General features: G+C 66.4%; 20 protein-coding genes and 1 pseudogene. 9 read left to right on the forward strand and 12 right to left on the reverse strand.

Annotated features, from left to right (window positions below):
* On the reverse strand, positions 1-184 hold a 184-nt coding region (locus ON20_RS40435; RefSeq protein WP_157228697.1), incomplete at its 3' end, for a helix-turn-helix transcriptional regulator.
* Here ON20_RS40435 and ON20_RS04585 point away from each other — a divergent pair.
* The 4 genes from ON20_RS04585 to ON20_RS04600 all read left to right on the forward strand — a co-directional run bounded on the left by ON20_RS04585 (position 163) and on the right by ON20_RS04600 (position 4,476).
* On the forward strand, positions 163-414 hold the full coding sequence (locus tag ON20_RS04585) for a hypothetical protein (RefSeq protein WP_051161628.1): 252 nt from the start codon (positions 163-165) through the stop codon (positions 412-414). The genes ON20_RS40435 and ON20_RS04585 overlap by 22 nt on opposite strands.
* Before the next feature lie 682 nt (positions 415-1,096).
* Positions 1,097-1,726: an SUKH-4 family immunity protein gene (locus tag ON20_RS04590; RefSeq protein ID WP_040833688.1), complete on the forward strand. Its 630-nt coding sequence runs from the start codon at positions 1,097-1,099 to the stop codon at positions 1,724-1,726.
* Positions 1,727-1,955: 229 nt separating this feature from the next.
* Complete coding sequence (locus tag ON20_RS04595; protein ID WP_040833689.1) at positions 1,956-3,128, forward strand: tetratricopeptide repeat protein; 1,173 nt, start codon at positions 1,956-1,958, stop codon at positions 3,126-3,128.
* A gap of 214 nt (positions 3,129-3,342) precedes the next feature.
* Complete coding sequence (locus ON20_RS04600; protein WP_157228692.1) at positions 3,343-4,476, forward strand: hypothetical protein; 1,134 nt, start codon at positions 3,343-3,345, stop codon at positions 4,474-4,476.
* A gap of 74 nt (positions 4,477-4,550) precedes the next feature.
* Here the strand turns inward: ON20_RS04600 and ON20_RS04605 are convergent, their stop codons facing one another.
* Together ON20_RS04605 and ON20_RS04610 are read right to left on the reverse strand one after the other, a co-directional pair.
* Positions 4,551-4,901, reverse strand: coding sequence for a hypothetical protein (locus ON20_RS04605; RefSeq protein WP_218002437.1), 351 nt, complete (start codon positions 4,899-4,901; stop codon positions 4,551-4,553).
* A gap of 55 nt (positions 4,902-4,956) precedes the next feature.
* The gene (locus ON20_RS04610) at positions 4,957-5,757 is read right to left on the reverse strand and encodes a peptidoglycan recognition protein family protein (RefSeq protein ID WP_083864643.1); all 801 of its coding nucleotides are present in this window, start codon (positions 5,755-5,757) and stop codon (positions 4,957-4,959) included.
* Positions 5,758-6,031: 274 nt separating this feature from the next.
* On the opposite strand from ON20_RS04610, the gene ON20_RS04615 reads away from it, so the two are divergent.
* On the forward strand, positions 6,032-6,307 hold the full coding sequence (locus tag ON20_RS04615) for a helix-turn-helix domain-containing protein (RefSeq protein WP_040833729.1): 276 nt from the start codon (positions 6,032-6,034) through the stop codon (positions 6,305-6,307).
* On the opposite strand, the gene ON20_RS36070 is transcribed toward ON20_RS04615, so the two are convergent.
* Positions 6,269-6,433 carry a hypothetical protein gene (locus ON20_RS36070; protein ID WP_157228693.1) on the reverse strand — a complete coding sequence of 55 codons (165 nt, stop codon included), beginning with the start codon at positions 6,431-6,433 and terminating at the stop codon, positions 6,269-6,271. The genes ON20_RS04615 and ON20_RS36070 overlap by 39 nt on opposite strands.
* 424 nt (positions 6,434-6,857) lie before the next feature.
* Positions 6,858-7,193: a winged helix-turn-helix transcriptional regulator gene (locus ON20_RS04620; protein WP_040833692.1), complete on the reverse strand. Its 336-nt coding sequence runs from the start codon at positions 7,191-7,193 to the stop codon at positions 6,858-6,860.
* 199 nt (positions 7,194-7,392) lie between these two features.
* Between ON20_RS04620 and ON20_RS04625 the strand changes: the two genes are divergently transcribed.
* Both ON20_RS04625 and ON20_RS04630 read left to right on the forward strand, forming a co-directional pair.
* Positions 7,393-8,046, forward strand: a complete 654-nt coding sequence (locus ON20_RS04625) for a cysteine hydrolase family protein (RefSeq protein WP_040833730.1) — start codon at positions 7,393-7,395, stop codon at positions 8,044-8,046.
* Between the two features lie 128 nt (positions 8,047-8,174).
* Positions 8,175-8,834, forward strand: a complete 660-nt coding sequence (locus tag ON20_RS04630) for an MBL fold metallo-hydrolase (RefSeq protein WP_245547049.1) — start codon at positions 8,175-8,177, stop codon at positions 8,832-8,834.
* A gap of 69 nt (positions 8,835-8,903) precedes the next feature.
* Here ON20_RS04630 and ON20_RS04635 read toward each other — a convergent pair whose 3' ends face one another.
* The 5 genes from ON20_RS04635 to ON20_RS04650 all read right to left on the reverse strand — a co-directional run bounded on the left by ON20_RS04635 (position 8,904) and on the right by ON20_RS04650 (position 11,392).
* Positions 8,904-9,770 (reverse strand): LLM class flavin-dependent oxidoreductase, encoded by an 867-nt coding sequence (locus ON20_RS04635; RefSeq protein WP_040833693.1) that lies wholly within the window; start codon positions 9,768-9,770, stop codon positions 8,904-8,906.
* Positions 9,771-9,894: 124 nt separating this feature from the next.
* Complete coding sequence (locus ON20_RS36075; RefSeq protein ID WP_157228694.1) at positions 9,895-10,032, reverse strand: hypothetical protein; 138 nt, start codon at positions 10,030-10,032, stop codon at positions 9,895-9,897.
* Positions 10,033-10,091: 59 nt separating this feature from the next.
* The gene (locus ON20_RS04640; RefSeq protein WP_040833694.1) at positions 10,092-10,619 is read right to left on the reverse strand and encodes a hypothetical protein; all 528 of its coding nucleotides are present in this window, start codon (positions 10,617-10,619) and stop codon (positions 10,092-10,094) included.
* Positions 10,620-10,629: 10 nt separating this feature from the next.
* On the reverse strand, positions 10,630-10,971 hold the full coding sequence (locus ON20_RS04645; protein ID WP_040833695.1) for an ArsR/SmtB family transcription factor: 342 nt from the start codon (positions 10,969-10,971) through the stop codon (positions 10,630-10,632).
* The gene (locus ON20_RS04650) at positions 10,961-11,392 is read right to left on the reverse strand and encodes an SRPBCC domain-containing protein (RefSeq protein ID WP_040833696.1); all 432 of its coding nucleotides are present in this window, start codon (positions 11,390-11,392) and stop codon (positions 10,961-10,963) included. The genes ON20_RS04645 and ON20_RS04650 overlap by 11 nt, the downstream gene beginning before the upstream one ends.
* Before the next feature lie 774 nt (positions 11,393-12,166).
* On the opposite strand from ON20_RS04650, the gene ON20_RS04655 reads away from it, so the two are divergent.
* Complete coding sequence (locus ON20_RS04655; RefSeq protein WP_051161645.1) at positions 12,167-13,420, forward strand: serine hydrolase; 1,254 nt, start codon at positions 12,167-12,169, stop codon at positions 13,418-13,420.
* A gap of 3 nt (positions 13,421-13,423) precedes the next feature.
* Here the strand turns inward: ON20_RS04655 and ON20_RS36080 are convergent, their stop codons facing one another.
* Together ON20_RS36080 and ON20_RS04665 are read right to left on the reverse strand one after the other, a co-directional pair.
* The gene (locus ON20_RS36080; RefSeq protein WP_051161632.1) at positions 13,424-13,687 is read right to left on the reverse strand and encodes a hypothetical protein; all 264 of its coding nucleotides are present in this window, start codon (positions 13,685-13,687) and stop codon (positions 13,424-13,426) included.
* Positions 13,688-14,192: 505 nt separating this feature from the next.
* Positions 14,193-15,131: pseudogene (locus ON20_RS04665) on the reverse strand (SDR family NAD(P)-dependent oxidoreductase); the annotation flags it as partial.
* A 185-nt stretch (positions 15,132-15,316) separates the two neighbouring features.
* Here ON20_RS04665 and ON20_RS04670 point away from each other — a divergent pair.
* Positions 15,317-15,769 (forward strand): hypothetical protein, encoded by a 453-nt coding sequence (locus ON20_RS04670; RefSeq protein WP_040833698.1) that lies wholly within the window; start codon positions 15,317-15,319, stop codon positions 15,767-15,769.
* Positions 15,770-15,792: the final 23 nt, after the last annotated feature.

Consider the following 15,792-nt stretch of genomic DNA (forward strand, 5'->3'; position numbering starts at 1 on the left):
GTGAATCGACCGGCCGTTCGCCGGCTTCGTATTTGGCGATGGCGCCGCGGCTCACTCCGACCCGATCGGCGAGCACCTGTTGAGAGATGCCCCGGCGGGCGCGGATGGCGCGGACCTGACGGCCGACGTAACGGTCTTCGTCTGGCTGGTATTCGCTCCCTGGTGCAGCGGTTCGGGTACGAATTGTGCAAGACGATCGTGTTCGGGGAGTTCGCCGAGGATCCCGTAGGCGAACTGGTGTCGGCGGTGCAGCGGGCCGGAGCGGACGCCGTGTTTGTGCCCAGCCTCGAACACCTCGATGGCATCGTGCCCTGGACCCTGGTGTCGGTCGCTGATGTGATCACCGTGAGCCCGCAGAACACCTACGCCCGATGGTCGACCGGGCAGCTACCCGCCGAGATTGACGGGGCGTGAGGCTCGCTACCGACACGAATATGTCAGTAGTGGAGTCCACCCAGGAGCGCACGGGCGTGATGCGTGGACATCCTGTCCATGACTCCCGAGGAGAGTTACGCGAAGCAACTCCCCTCGGGTACTCGCTCAGTGCGTACCCCCTGATAACCCAGCTTGTCGGCGTCGACAGCCTAGGGTCCGTGCCAGTCCGGAGTCCTGAATACCGTCCACCAGGCGGAGGGAAACGGCGGGGGTACTCGCTCGTGAGTACTCCCGGCCGATCATCTTGCCAACCTCGGCAAAATGGCCGGTCACGTCGCTATCGGAGTTTATTCGGCGGTCGCCGGAATCGGTGGGCCGATCGGTGCCGAGTCCATACTTTCCCCTTATAAACGCACCCGGATTCGTGCGGATAAGAGTGGACGCACACGGACGGTCATTCTGATGTAATGCGTTGCAGTACAAAATAATAGAGGACATTGGTGGACATGTACGGACGTACCAATATAGAGGAAAATACACCCGCCCAGTGTGGGTTCGAGTCCACTGGGGGCACTGCTATGCAGCAGGTAGATCGCTACTTCCGGTGCCGGAGTCGGTGTCGGACGCCCGGTCGGCCCTGGGTTGCCGGACCGCCGGATGCCCGGTGAGGCACACTTGGCCTTCTATACCCAGCCAACCGAATTGACCGACAGGTGCGATCGTGACAGAGGTATCGAACGTCAACGGAACCCTCGAGTCTCCCGAATCCGCTGCGCGAGCCCTGTGGGCCACCCGACTCGCACCGGTACCGTCTTCTCGCTCGGCCGTCCTCGGCGGACCGACTGCCGAGTTCCTCGCAAGTACGGGACTACCGACCGCCTTCCCGTTCGCCGGGGACAACTACCGGGTGTGCACCGACGACGAGCTCTTGGCTCCGATATCGGCCGCCGGCCATGACTACCTCGCGCTCATGCACCACGAGGCCGGCTGGATATTCGCGATCGACACGTCGAGCCATGAGATCTGGGCAGTGCCCACAATCCCATCGCTGCAGAACAGCCCTCTGTTCGTCAATACCGATATCACCCGGTTCGTCGCATATGCCGGCTACCTGAACCAACTGGTCCCCCAATGCCAGGAGGCCCATCGACAGATCCCTGAAGAAGGCGAATACAGCCACATGAACCGTCTGATCGGGCTCAAGGACCTCATTGTTCTACTCGAGGACGCCCAGCGCGTACTCACGGGGTGGGACGACCGGGCACTGGACGGAGGATGGTGGCTGCCGGAGTTCGAGCAATGGACTGTCGGCACGCCCGGACACGGCGGCCTGACCATTCGGCTCGGGTAGCTTTTCGCGCTCTCGGCCGTATCGCAATGGTCGCGACAGGAATGATCCTCGGATGACGGCTCGGGGCCGCGATGGAAGACTTGGCGGTCACGACGAGGCCGGAGCAATGAGGGGGATATGGATTCGGTGGAATTGGCCCTGGCGCGTTCCGTGGTGGAAACCGACCTGGGGCAGGCCGAGGTCGCGCGGCGGCACTGAACGAGGCTCTGGTCGCGAGGCCGGGGGGGATGTGCGACTGCTGACTCGCCTGGCCGATATCTGCCTGCACATCGGCGATATCGACGCGGCGCAGCAGGCGGCGGAAGAGGCACTGCGGACGGAGCCGCGGTCGGCGGAGGCGCGGATGGTGACCGCGCTCGTGGCGAGTGTCCAGGAACGGCACGAACTCGCGATCCACTATGCCGAGTCGGCTGTGGAGCGAGCGCCGAAAGACGCGGCGGCCCATCTGTTACTCGCGGTGGTGATCGGTCGTTATCCGAAAAGCAGCCGAGCGATGCGGGCACGGGCGCGGCGCTCCGGGGAACTGGCCGAGCGGTACGCGGAGGGGAATTCGTTCCTCCGTGGGTTCGGTCCAGCGGACACCATCTACTCGCGGATTCGTGCCGAGCGGTGCGAGCCGGGCGCGTCGACGCTGCGGGCGTTGCGGGCGCTCGTGGACAGCGTCGATACGCGCCCCGCCCATCGGTTGCTCGCCGAATACGCCTGGCGGGTGTTGCTGCGGCTCGTGGGCTGCTTCTGGTTCTGGGCGGCGCTGGTCGTATCGACCTCCTTTGTCGCGGGTCCGGCCGTTCTGCGCGCGGTGGGTTCGATCGTGTTCGGCGTGCTCGTGGTCGTGGGCGTCGGTTTCCTGCGTGGTGCCCGGACGCGACTACCGGACGGCTACCTCGGACACCAGATGTGTTGTCGTGAGGCGTTACTCGGTTTCGCGGCCTTGGCGAGTGCGGTGCTCTGTGGATTCGCGGGGCAGGCGCTCATCACGATTGATCACGGCGACACGGCGACCACTATCGGTTATGTGGTGATCCTTGCCGCGGTAACCGCTGCCGGGTTCGCTCATCTGCTGTTCTTCGCGGCCTGGCTGCGCCGGGACGACGATACCGAGGATCGCACCGCCCACTGGCAATACGCCCTTTCCGGCGTGGTCTTGGTGTCGTTGGCCGCCGTGACGGTCGGCGGACTGCTCGTACTCGGCTACGATTCGGCGCTACGGCCCGATGCGGTGTGGGCATTCGGCGTACTGGTCGGGATCGTGTTCGTGACTCTGTGCGTCGAAGCGATATCGGCGTTCGCCGCGGATACCGACCGGGTTGGTCGGGCCGTCGCGGTGCCGGTCCTCCTGTTGCCGGTGGCGGGGTGTGTGGAGATGATCTGTTGGGCGATCGACCGTTTCGTCTTCGTATGAGCTGGGCACGGCGAGCACCTGATCACAGGGGGCAGATGCGGCCACCTCTCTATTCGAACAGGTCCGGCGCTTCACCGAACTGTTCTCAGCGGTGGGCAGCGCCTGAACGAAGGCGTACCACTACTACATTGTTACCGCAGCATCCGGTCAAGGACTCTACAGGCAGACCGAAAAGTAGGTACAGGAGAACAGCATCGGGTTGTACGAGCCGGTCGTGGCTGCCCTTAAAAACATCACCATGCGGTTGGCGAATGGTTTCCATAATGCCATGCTGGCCGGCAAAAAAACCGTCCACTCGCTGACCGATCCATTACATGGTACGGACCATCACTGGGATACCGCTGAGGCAGAGGGGCGGGCGGCCATAGAAAATGCCGGACTGAGGGAGCCGGATTCCGGTGTGAACGTGGGGGATCGGTGGGGGGGACGGTCGAGCTACAGTATGCCCGAGGCCGAGCGGCTGACCGCGATGGCCGCGCGACTACCCCTGCCGTTTCGCATCAACACCTCCTGTACTATGCGGGCGGAAGCGATTCTTTCGACTTTGCGTCGGGCGGGTGTTCCTCCGGAGGCGCTGGGAATTGCCCGTTCGTTCGTCCCCGATCTATCGGTCGACGGGTTGGAACGCGCGTACGCCACCGGGATGGCGATGCACAAGGACCGCAACCCCACCCTGTCCTTCTCCGAGCGGGTCCGGGCCGACGGAGGTTCCGGCGACACAGTGGAGTTCGAAGGAGCGCGTTTTACCCTGATCCCGGACGGTGACCTGGGGATCGTTACCATCAGTTCGTCCGCTGGGGGGCGCGCGCTGACGGTATACTCACCCAGTGAGTACAGCCCCTTCTGCAACCACGTAGCACCGACCATTCGGGTCGAGAACGCCGACGGCTCTGTGGAAACCATGGCGATCGACCCCACCTATGAGAGTGGGCGCCCTCTGAGCCTGCGTGAATGGGCGGACCGCCAAAATTACGGCCGTGCCGTCGTTCTCACCGGCGGGTTGTCCGACGTACCGGGCACCCCGTTTCATGTGCACACCGAACTCATGCATCCCGAAGATCGGGCCCGCTTCGACAGCATCGCGGCCGAGCACCAGGGTTCCTACCCCGAGGTCATGAACGACTTCTTCGGACTCCAGCGCGAAGACCCACACCGGGCCGCGCTCAGTCGCGACAACCCCTACGACCCGTACGAGTATTCACGCCAGCTCAGATCGACGGTTCTCGAAGGGAACCAGTTGCCGGGGCGTATCGACACCAGCGGAGACCGGGCGGCCGAAGTGGCCGAGTTTCTGGCTCCCGTCGCCGCGTACGAGAGATGGCTCGACCGGACCGGCGGGATTCCCTGACGCCGCAACCGTGAAATGGGGTTACGGCGATGTTGCCTGCGGTCGGTGCCTTCGGAACCGGCTACCACCCGGCGTCACCTCGGTACGGGCGAATTCACCGCTCGGCCGTGAGGATCGTTCTCCACGGGTGGTGGCGGCGGTACGTCTACGCCGAGATCCAGCAGGCACGAGCGAACTTCGGTGTCCCAGCTGGTGTGGCAGGTCGCGGCGAGGCGGCAGCGTTGTTCGGCCGCGACAATCGTGCGGCGGTGCGCTTCCAGTTCGGCGGTCATCGCGGCGAGCTGCCGGGAAAGGGGTTCGACCATTTGGGCGGCTGCTTGGGTGAGGACCTGGACGGCGTCGGCGCGGCGTTTGCGCCGGCCGAGGATGCCGGCGGTGAACACCCCCCCGACGCCGGTGAGCAGACCGCCGAGGACAGATGCCACATCGGCGAGCATGCCGTCCTCCGATCCGCGCGGCAGGGGTACCGCGCATTTCTCCTCAGGCGCGTTGGCCGGTGGTCGGGTCCCGGAAACCGGGGATTTTCAGGGCCGCGCCGATGACGCCGAGCGCTTCGGCGGTGGTGCGGCCGCCCAGGAAGTCCCAGCCGGGGAAGTCGGCGCCGCGGGCGGTGCCCGCGCCGGCGAGTTGGTCGAGTGTCAGTCCGACGTGTTTGTCGAGATAGTGCAGCAGGGTCCCGACGGTGACCTGGTCGCCGTAGTAGTTGGTGAGCTTCTCTTCCAGGAACGCCATGTCGTCACCTCTGTCGATCAGTGCCTGTACGTCCCGGCGGAAGGCGTTCATGTCTATGCCCGCCGGGTCGATCTTTCCTTCGCTGGAGTATTCGCGGTGCGCCACACAGTCGCCCGAGCCGCGGCCGATGCGGCGCAGGATAGCCGCGCAGCCGCGCTTGTAGGCGTCGAGCTGGGTGGGGGTCCAGTCCCAGGGGGGAGTGCCGCGGGAGACGGCTTCGATACCGATGGTGTGGTAGTTGGCGTTGTCGGTGGGCCAGCCGGGCCAACTGCCGCGGCCGGCGTGCCAGCAGACGCCGACGGCGATCACCCGGTAGGTGCCGTCCTTTTCGAGGACCAGCTGGGCGAGCGGTCCGGGAAGGTCCGGGCGTCCGTCCTGGACGAGGCGCCAGTCGTTCGGACCACCGCCGCCCGTGTGATGGCACAGCACGCCCCGGATATCGAGGAAGTCGCCGTGGCCGCGCTCTCGCCAGCCGTCGTGTTCGAGTACGGACAGGCCGGCGTCGCGAAGCACGTCGGCCAGCCATACGGGGTCTCCACTCCAGCTCATCGGTCGCTCCTGGTTCCCGTACCGCTGCTGTCGGGGTGGCAGCGCAGCACCGTGCCCGGTGTGCCCGGTTGGCAGAGTTGTGGCGGTGCTTCCGGGACGTGAGCTGCGGCGGTGCGCTGCCACAACTTCAAGGTAGACCTATTTTGGTCTCTTTTCAACCTTTATTGGTCTATATTTATCCAGTTTCGGTCTGTTCATCGACTGCTGCTCGAACGCGGGGCCGAAGTGATCGGACACTTGATTCAAACCGGGCTCGGTCCCCAGAATGGTCGACATGGATGCGACGCCCGCTGAGTCGGAAGAAGCGACGACCGAGGAGGCGAGGTTGGACGCGGCCCTGGGTGCGGAGGTGCGTGCCATGCGGGCGCGCCGGGGTTGGAGCCAGGAGGTGCTGGCCGAGAAGACCGGCTACAACAAGAAGACCATCACCCGGCTCGAGCGTGGAGAACGGGCCATGACAATGGCGCAGATGTACAAGATCTGCAAGGCATTCGGCATTCGGCCGAGCGAGTTAGTCGGCGCCGCGGAGAAAGAAGTCGGCATCCAGTAACGGCGACGGGTCCAGGCCGCGCCGGCGTGCCTCGAGGACGAACGAGGACACGGTCGTCGTGGTGCGGTCCTCGGCCAGATAATCCGCCATCTCGACGGCGGGACGGTCCGGAGCTTCGTTGCCCATGAGCGTTTCCAGTTCTACCGATCCACGCTCGCGAGGTGTATCCCGTATCCCCCGCGAAGCCCGACTGTTCCTACTCGACACCCTCGTTCGAGGGTCGGCGCGGTAAAGCCGGTCGAATTCGCCGCCCGGGCTACCCGAACCGTCTTCTGGAAGACGCCGGACCGATACCGTCCGGTCGTCCGTCGCACCCGAACACGCTGCGAGGATCTTCCCCTTCTGGAACAAGCTCGATACCCATGTCGACACCTTCCAGCTACCCGACCCCTGCTCCCGAACCCATCACCGGAGCCTGATGCCGAGTGTAGTTATCCTGGGGCTTTCCGCCTAGGTCCGGGAAGGAATGGGGGTCAATGGCTTCCGTGGCCGAAGATCGTGGTCCGGGTAAACGGCAGGGGCCCAGGAGTTCCCGTTGCCCTCGGACGCCTCAACGGGCCAGGGTGAGCCCCGCCCGCTCGACCCGCCGCTGTCCCCATTCGTAGAGAGCGGTGAGTACCGGGGCGAGACTGCGCCCTTCGGCGGTGAGGTCGTATTCCACCTGGGGCGGAACCGTATCGGAGGCGGTACGCCGCACCAGGCCGTCGGCTTCGAGTTCGCGCAGCTGTTGGACGAGCATCTTCTCACTGGTCATGGGCATGAGCCTGCGGAGTTCGCCATAGCGGTGCACGCCCTCCTTGAGATGGGCCAGGATCACCGGCTTCCATTTGCCGCCGATGAGGTCGACGGCCACCTCCACCGGGCAGTGGTAGCGCTTACTAGGCATCTGGCCTCCCGGTACTCACCAAAAAGTGCGTTCTTGTCCGAGAGTAGCCCGCGGACTTGTATGGGTTCGTCCCACCGAACCCACCAGAGAGGGAAACCCGATCCGATGAGAGCCAGTGTTTTCGACCGTTCCGGAGCTCATCCGGTGATCCCCGGCCGGCGCCGCGACGCCGTCGCGGCGAGTGAGTGAGGACGGCACCGTGCGACACGCATACGGCCTGAGCATTCCGCAAACCGTCGAAGACGCCTGCGATCCGGCACGGATGGCCCTGCTCATCTACGACATGCAGGTGGGTATCGTTCGCCAGGTCCCGGACGGTGACCGGATCGTCGCCGGATGCGTGCGCTTGCGCGACGCGGCACGTGCCAATGGTTTCCGCGTGTTCTATGTCCGACACATGTCGCTGCCGACCGCCGTGGCGGGTGTAGCGCAGCTGCGCACCGCGATGGCCTGGCAGCGGGTGGACGATCCGGCGCAGGTGCGCTGCAGCTTCCCGCAGGGTTCGCCCCAATATCAGCTCGTACCGGAACTCACCCCCGGGCCGGACGAGATGGTCTTCGACAAGATCACCATGTCGGCCTTCGCCGCTACCCCGCTGGACATTGCGCTGCGCGACTGCGGTATAGACACCTTCGCGGTGGCCGGGATCGCGCTCGAGGTCGGGATAGAGCCCACCGTCCGACACGCCCTCGACCTGGGCTACCTGCCGATCATGGTAACGGACGCCTGCGGAGCCGGGAACCGCGAGGCGGCCGAACGCACGTACCGGACCCTGGCCTTCGCGGGTGGTTCGCTGACCACCGAGACCGAAACGCTCACCACCCTGATGGCCGAGGCCGGCGTCATGCGGTGAGGAAGGTCGGCCGTTTGCCCCACGGTATCCGCGGTAGGCGGACGGCATGTTGCAACGCAACGTCGCCGACGGCGTGCATCGACTCGCGCACGCCGATGTCAATGTCTATCTGATAGAGGACGACAACGGTGTCACCATGCTCGACACCGGGTGGCCCGCGACCTTCCACCGTCTGGAAACCGCCCCTGCGCGATATCGGGCGTGGCCCCGCCGACGTGCGTGCGGTGCTACTCACCCACGCGCACTTCGACCACGTCGGTTCGGCGCGACGGGTGCGCGGAACCTGGGGCGCGCTGGTGTTCACTCACGACGGCGACCGTTTCCTGGCCGCTCATCCCTATCGCTACCAGCGGGAACGCAACCCCCTGCGGTATTCGATCCGGTACCCGCGGTCGTTGCCGGTGCTGGGGAGGACGGCGCCGGCCGGGGTCTTCTTCGTGCGCGGACTCGCCAACCCGGTACCGATGGAGGCCGGGGCCCGGCTCGATGTGCCGGGCCGGCCCCAGGTGGTGTTCACCCCGGGCACACGATGGGGCACTGCGCGCTGCACCTGCCCGATCGCGACGTTGTCATCTCCGGGGACGCGCTGGTCACCTCGACCCCTATACCGGTGGGGTCGGCCGCAGATCGTCTCGGGCGCGGCCGCCGCCGACAGCCCTCGGGCGCTGGGCTCGCCGACGGCGTTGGCCGACACCGGCGCGCGGACCGTGCTTCCCGGACACGGTGAGCCCTGGCGCGACGGGGTCGTGGCCGCCGTGGAGATCGCGGTGCGTGCCGGAGCGTCCTGAACGGTCGAGCACCGGCGACGGCTCCCCGGATATCGGGTGGAAGCCGCCTCCCCGCTCACCGAGCCCGGTTCATCTACGAGCGGTTGCGTCGACGATATCGGCGAGCCGGTCGACCTGGTCGGGGTCGGCGGACCAGCAGTAGAAGATCACCTCGTCGGCGCCGATATCGGTGTAGGTGGTCATCGCCTGTCGGACGGATTCGGCGCTGCTCGACATGCCGGATGCGATCCCGTCGACGTAGTCGCTGAACGCGTAGTAGCGGCGTAGCTCGCGCAGTGCCTCCGCCACCACCTCATCCGGCCCGATCGCGACATTGACCTGCGCGACCAGGCGCGGGCTGCCGGCGCGGCCGGCTTCGGCCCAGGCCCGCTCCACCGCACGGAATTTGGCGTCCATGTACGCGGGCGGGAGTCCGGCGCCGAGGAAACCGTCGGCCCAGCGGGCGACGCGGGCCAGTGCGGCCTGCGCGAACCCGCCGATCAACAGTTCCGGACCACCGGTGCGGGTGGGCCGTGGGCCGATCGGTCCGGCCTCGTCGGAGAACGGTGCGCCCGCCCAGAGCGAGCGCATGCGGTCGAGTTGGGTGTCGAGCCGCTTGCCGCGGGTATGGATATCGACGCCGGTGGCGAGGTAGTCGTCGGCGCGGCCACCCACACCGACACCGAGCGTAAAGCGGCCGTTGGAGATCCGGTCGAGTGTCGCGGATTGTTTCGCCAGCAGCGCGGTTTCCCGTAGCGGTGCCAGTACGACCTCGGTTTGGAGGCGGATTCGCGTGGTCGCGGCCGCGATGGCGGCAAGGCCGATCATGGGCTCGGGGTTGTCGTAGACCAGCCGGTCGAGGATGGCGATGGTGTCGAAGGGACCGTGCTCGGCGCGCCGAGCCCATTCCAACAGCACGGCGGGATCGGAAACAGGAAGGCCAATGCCCACGGACATCGGTGATTCTCCTTCGGGAGGGTATGCGTATACGACGTACCGCCCCGCCCGGCCCGATGACATCGAACTGCGCTCTCATCTGCGGCGTACTTCCGGAGAGCGCAATGGGTTGTTCAGCACCGTATCACACGGAATCGGCCTCGGCTCCCGGTGGGAGAACGTCGACGAGCCGGCGGGCGAATTCCTCCGCGTCGGTGCGGATTCCGTTGTGCCCGCCCGGGGACTCGGTGACCGGGCGGCCGAGCCGGGCGGTGCTCCCCACGGCCGGGCACGGTCAGGGCCGCGGATCGCCTCGGAACTGTCCTTTCCTCATGGTGGCCGCTACCGGACCGTCGGTTTGTACCAGCCGGAACGGGCATCGAAGGTCAGACCGGCGGGATCGGTGAACTCGACCATGTCGCGCTTTTGCCCCAACTGCACGGCGATACCGCGGAACTCGGCGTCGGCGGTCACGGAGAGCGGATCGATGCCGATTCCGTGCTGGTCGCCTTTCAGATCAACGGAGAAACGAACGGTCGTGCCCGTTTGCCGAAGAGCCTGTATGCGCACGTACTCGTAGGGGCGATGGTCGAAGAAATACACCGACGCCTCGATCGGCTCGCCGAATTCGGTGCATTCCGCCTGTGTGCCGGCTATATCCTGCCAGGAGGTGACGTCCAGCGGTATCCCATCGATCAGGATGGCGACGGACATCTCCCCGCAGGAGCGCCGCACCGGCTGACACTCGATGAACAGGGACCAGGTGAGCGTCGGGCCGTAACCGAGCGCCTCCTTCTCGAATAGGTGTCCGTACCAGTAGGACCCTGATATCGGGTGAACCTCATCGATGATCGGTGGGTGTCGGGTCACGGGGTGGCCGCTACCCGGTGGCGGGACCATCGAGATAGTCGCGCAGTGCGTCGAGCGGGCCGTCCCAGTCGCGGGCCAGTGCGGCCAGGAACTGCTGCGCCAACCGCATGGGGGCGGACCGCACGCGGTAGCGCACCCGGCGCCGCTCCCCGGGTTCGGCCGTCACCAGACCTGCCTCGGCGAGCAAGGTCAGATGTTTGGCGATCGCCTGTCGGGTGATAGGCAGTGCGGCGGCGAGGTCGGTCGCGGTGGCCGGACCCTTGGCGGCCAGTTCGGCCAGGATGGCGCGGCGGCTCGGGTCGGCCAGCGCGATGAAGACCTGTTCGGCGACCGCCTCGTTGTCAGACGGCATCGAGATAGTCGACCAGTTCGCCCAACTCGCTTGTCCAGCCCTGGGCGTGGGAGTCGTACGCCTTGTGGCCGATGTCGTCGGGCATCTGCGCGAAACCGGACTCGACCACTCGCAGTCGCGTGCCGGAACCGCTCGGTTCGAGGGTGAACTCGACGTAGGTGCGGCGCGGATCGTCCTCGGGTATCCCGTCGATCCGCCAGGTGAAGCCGAACACCGTGGGTTCCTCTACCCGGATGACCCGCAGGTCGGCCTGGTGTCCTTCGGCCCAGCGCAATTGGGCGGCGCCGCCCGGACGCAGATCGATCGTGGCCGCGTTGCCGAACCAGGTGCCCAGCCCTTCGGCGGTGGTGAGTGCCGCCCACACTTTGTCCGGCGGGTGGACGAGTTCGAGGGTGCGCTCTATACGGTCCGGAAATCCCATGACAACCTCCCTTGAGTAGCAACTGATCGGTTGCAATAATATTGCAACCGATCAGTTGCGTCAAGGAATGGGGGTGGCTTGCGCCGGGTGGCCCGAGACGGCCTGTTCACCAAGGAATTCCGTCATCAGGGCGGTCCATTCGGCGGCTTCTCGGCGAACGGCAGGTGGCCGGTGCGGATATCGACCAGCCGGGCCGCGACCGGTCCTTCGGCACCTCGCGATGCAGGTCGGGAGGCACCAGGGCGTCGGCGGTCGTAGAGATCACCAGAGCGGGGACGGTCACTTCGGCCGGATCGGCGCGTACATCGGTGCAGGCGACGATATCGGCCTGATCGGCGGAACCGGCCGGCAGGGTGTGCGCGGTTGTCCGGATGATGGCCTCCAGTCCCTCCGGTGAAAGTCCGGCACATGACCATTCGCCGCCGAGGTGGCAGAAGGTGGGCCATTTCCGGTGCTCAGAATGGCGACATCGGCGTCTATGGCCTCCACGGCGAGTCCTTCCGGCAACGGCTACGGCACGCGGCCGTCCGCCTGCTGCTCGACGTTCGCCGGGCTGGGCGCATGGCCCATCTCGACGTGAAGAAGGTCGGCAGGATCTCCGCCGGCGGCGGGTGGCATGTCCATGGTCGTGACAGTGAGCAGACCGAAGCTGCGGACAGCGCGAAGTCGGCCGAGGCCAAACATGGCTATCGTCGACGGTTTCCTCACCGCTCGGCGGGCCGAGCGGCGCGAGGGCAGCCGCATACCGCTCGCGCCGTGATTACCCTGGGCGCCGTGAGCGCAGATACCTCCTCGCTGGTGCAGATAGTGGCCGACCTGGACTCCGTGACCTCGTTCGGATACGAGGACGACCCCGCCGACGCGGGCCTGAACCGCGCGGATGTCGAGGCGATCTGGGAGTCGGTGCGCCGGTGGTACCGGATGGGAACCACACCGGCCATCCAGGTGTGTCTGCGCCGCGGTGGGAAGGTCGTGCTGAACCGGGCGATCGGGCACGGGTGGGGAAACGGGCCGAAGGACAGGCCCGACGCCGAGAAGATCCCGGTGACGACCGAGAGCCCGTTCTGCGGATTCTCCACCGCCAAGGGCGTCTCGGCCGCGGTGATGTTCATGCTCGTCGAGCAGGGTGCCTTCGCCCTCGACGATCCGGTGTGCGCCCATATCCCGGAGTTCGCGGCCAACGGCAAGGACACGATCACGATCGGGGACGTGCTGTCGCATTCGGCCGGCATACCGTTTGTGACACCGCCCTATCGCGGGTACCAGCTGGTGTTCGACGAAGAGCTGTGCGTGCGCGGTCTGGCGGATCTGAAGCCGAGCTGGCAGCCGGGCCGGTTCCGCGTTTACCACGCGCTGACCAGCGGGCTGATCCAGCGGCTGTTGGTGCGGCGGGCCACCGGCAAACGGATGCGCGAACATCTGGCCGAACGGGTCCTGGAGCCGCTGGGGTTCCGCTGGACGAATTTCGGAGTGCGCCCCGAGGATGTCGACGCGGTGGTGCCCAGTGTGCGAACCGGCCCGCCGCCGCCCCGGTTCGCGACATTCGTGGCGGGCAAGGCGCTCGGCGGCCCGATGTCCGGGCCGAAGTCCATGGACGCGAACCGGGAGTTCCTCACCGCGGAACTGCCTTCCGGCAATCTCATCACCACGGCCTTCGAGCTGTCGCGGTTTTACGAGGTCCTCGTACGGGGAGGCGAACTCGACGGTGTGCGGATGATGGAGCCGGAGACCGTCCGTGCCGCGGTGCGGCCGGCCCCGTGGATTCCGGGAATTGCCGGGCGAGTGAGCCGCGCCGGTTACGAGCTGGGCGCGGGGCGTTCGAAATTCGGCCGTGACACCCGGTCCCATTTCGGGCGCAGCGGTCTGACCACCCAGTACGGCTGGGCCGATCCGGAACGCGGGCTCACCGGCGCCATTCTGACCAGCGGGAAGGCCAAGACCGACACCGATCGGCCGTGGCGGCTGGTCGCGCAGATCTCCGCCACCGTGGGTGCGCTCCCGGCCGCGGACCGGGTCTTCGAACTCTGAGTCTCAGGCGACACCGGGCTCCCGTGCCGCGATGGCCAGATCCTTGTCGCCGCGTCCGGGCAGGCACAGCAGGACGATCGAACCCGCGGGCAATTCGGCGTGTTCGGCCATTTCCAGCAGATATCCGAGGGCGTGCGCGGATTCGAGGGCGGTGATGATGGCCTCGGTGCGGCCGAGCCCGCGCAGCCCGAGCAGGGCGCACACCGTCGCCGCCGCGACTCCGTGCTGTCCGGCGCCGGTTTCGGCGACGATCCGCCGTTTGCCCATTCGCGGCCGGCAATTCCTGACCGAGGGTGTTGTTGATCTTGTGCGCACCGGTGTGCGCCATATCCTCGCGCTTCGGATACACTTTGGCGCCGTTCACCCGGAGCAACTCGGCGAACCGGGGCACCTGGCGCAGCAGGGTCGGGCGGCCGACGCGTTCTCGCAGCGGATAGGACAGTTCGGCGAGGAAACCGGGATCGCTCGCGGCGTGGTGACAGGCGTCCTCCAGTTGGGTGAGGGCCGCCATGAGTCCCTCCGGGACGAACCTGCACCGAAACGACCGAAACGCCCCTGCTCATCCGGATACATTCCGTGCCGGTAGGTCTCTTCCGCCGGGTATCCGATCACCATACGCAGACACACGCTTTCCTGAACGCTGTCCGCCGCAAGTCCGTGCCGGTTCCGCGAGCACCGGGTCACCTAACGGCAACGAGCCAGTAAACAGTATTGAAGCGGATGTATGCGCAGGATGCCGGCCCTTGCCGTGGTCGGGAACAGGCGGTGGGGCTCACCAGTAGACGCCGGGCACCCAGCGCGCGGCCCGGCGCACCGCGCTACCGGCTACCTTGCGTGCCGTCGATCGGGTATGGGGACGGTGGGGCCGCGTCGGCTGTTCGGCGGGCTCCGCGGACGCGGTCTTCTCGCCCTTGGCGGCGGGGGAATCGGGCAGTGCGCGATAGTAGCGGTGCATGATGAAATCGCGCAGGCGAGGCGTGAACAGGGCACCGTACTCCCCGAAGGTACCGACCGGGACGTCGATGCGTCGGGGGCGTTCGACGAGCGCCCGAATCACGGTGGCGGCCGCCCATTCCGGTGTTTCGGCGCGCCCCTGGTTACCGGTGGGGGTGATCATCGGGGTACGGACCAGCGGCATGTGGATGGTGGTGAACGTGACCCCGTCGGCCATCGTCTCGACCGCCGCGACCTCGGTGAATTTGTCCAGCGCCGCCTTACTGGCCAGATAGGCGGAGTAGCGGGGCGTGGCCACCTGGACACCGGCGCTGCTGATATTGACGATATGGCCGAATTTCCGCTCCCGCATCTGCGGCAGCAGGGCCAGGGTCAGCCGCAGGGCGCCGAAGTAGTTGACCGCCATGGTGCGTTCGTAGTCGTGCAGTCGGTCGGTGGAGCGGTGGATGGCGCGGCGGATCGACCGTCCGGCGTTGTTCACCAGCATGTCGACGTGAGCGTGTTCGGCCAGCACGGTTTTCACCGTATGGTCGACCGACTCGGAATCGGTGATATCGCACTGGTAGGCGCAGGCGGCACCGCCCGTGGCCCGGATGTGCTCGACCACGGCGTCGAGTTCCGCGCCGCGCCGGGCGAGCAGCAACACCACCGCGCCTCTGTTCGCGACGGCTATGGCCGCCGCCCGTCCGATACCGGAAGAGGCGCCCGTGATGAGGACGTGCCGTCCGGTGAGGTCGCGCTTGTCACGCGGGGACCGGGTGGGTTTCCGATTGTCGATCTCGGTCATGGCGCTGCCCCTTCGCAGGTTCTTCCCGGATTGAACTTACTCCTAAGTAAGTTCTCCTGCCAAGGGTGTGCGGCGCGCCCGACTTGTTCTGGGAGTTGAAAATTCGCCGATATGTTCGAGCTCGAGATTCGAACATATGTGCGATAATGAGGCCCATGACGGACGATCGGATGGCGGATATCTATGCCGCGGTGCGGCTCGGCGGGGTGGATCGAGGGGCGGCGCGGCGGGCGCTGCGCGCATTGTGGGAGGACATGGGCGAGGGCGGTGGTCCGCTGTATCGCTGCGTGATCGCCCATCATCTGGCGGATGTCCAGGAATCGGCCGAAGAGGCGCTGTTCTGGGATCGGCAGGCACTCGATTCGGCCTTCATGCCCGGAAATCCGCTCGACGACGGGATTCGCGGATTCCTGCCGTCGCTGTATCTGAGCCTGGCCGACAGTCACCGGCTGGTCGGCGATTTCGACTCCGCCCGAATGCAGTTGGCGCTCGCCCGAGGGCATATCGGTGTGCTCCCCAACGATGCCTACCGTCACGTGATTCGGACCGGCCTGGAGCACGTGGAGGCCGCGTTGGACGCCGAATCCACGGAACGATTGGCCTGCTGACCGTTTCGCCGAACGGTCGGCGC

Source organism: Nocardia brevicatena NBRC 12119, assembly GCF_000308495.1.
GTDB classification, from domain to species: domain Bacteria; phylum Actinomycetota; class Actinomycetes; order Mycobacteriales; family Mycobacteriaceae; genus Nocardia; species Nocardia brevicatena.

Coding starts and splice junctions, on each gene's coding strand:
- ON20_RS04610 (WP_083864643.1), bottom strand. CDS start 5,757: ATGAGCTGGAGTGGAGACCCCGTATGGCTGGCCGACGTGCTTCGCGAC.
- ON20_RS04615 (WP_040833729.1), top strand. CDS start 6,032: ATGGATGCGACGCCCGCTGAGTCGGAAGAAGCGACGACCGAGGAGGCG.
- ON20_RS36070 (WP_157228693.1), bottom strand. CDS start 6,433: ATGGGCAACGAAGCTCCGGACCGTCCCGCCGTCGAGATGGCGGATTAT.
- ON20_RS04620 (WP_040833692.1), bottom strand. CDS start 7,193: ATGCCTAGTAAGCGCTACCACTGCCCGGTGGAGGTGGCCGTCGACCTC.
- ON20_RS04635 (WP_040833693.1), bottom strand. CDS start 9,770: ATGTCCGTGGGCATTGGCCTTCCTGTTTCCGATCCCGCCGTGCTGTTG.
- ON20_RS04645 (WP_040833695.1), bottom strand. CDS start 10,971: ATGCCGTCTGACAACGAGGCGGTCGCCGAACAGGTCTTCATCGCGCTG.
- ON20_RS04650 (WP_040833696.1), bottom strand. CDS start 11,392: ATGGGATTTCCGGACCGTATAGAGCGCACCCTCGAACTCGTCCACCCG.
- ON20_RS36080 (WP_051161632.1), bottom strand. CDS start 13,687: ATGGGCAAACGGCGGATCGTCGCCGAAACCGGCGCCGGACAGCACGGA.
- ON20_RS04670 (WP_040833698.1), top strand. CDS start 15,317: ATGACGGACGATCGGATGGCGGATATCTATGCCGCGGTGCGGCTCGGC.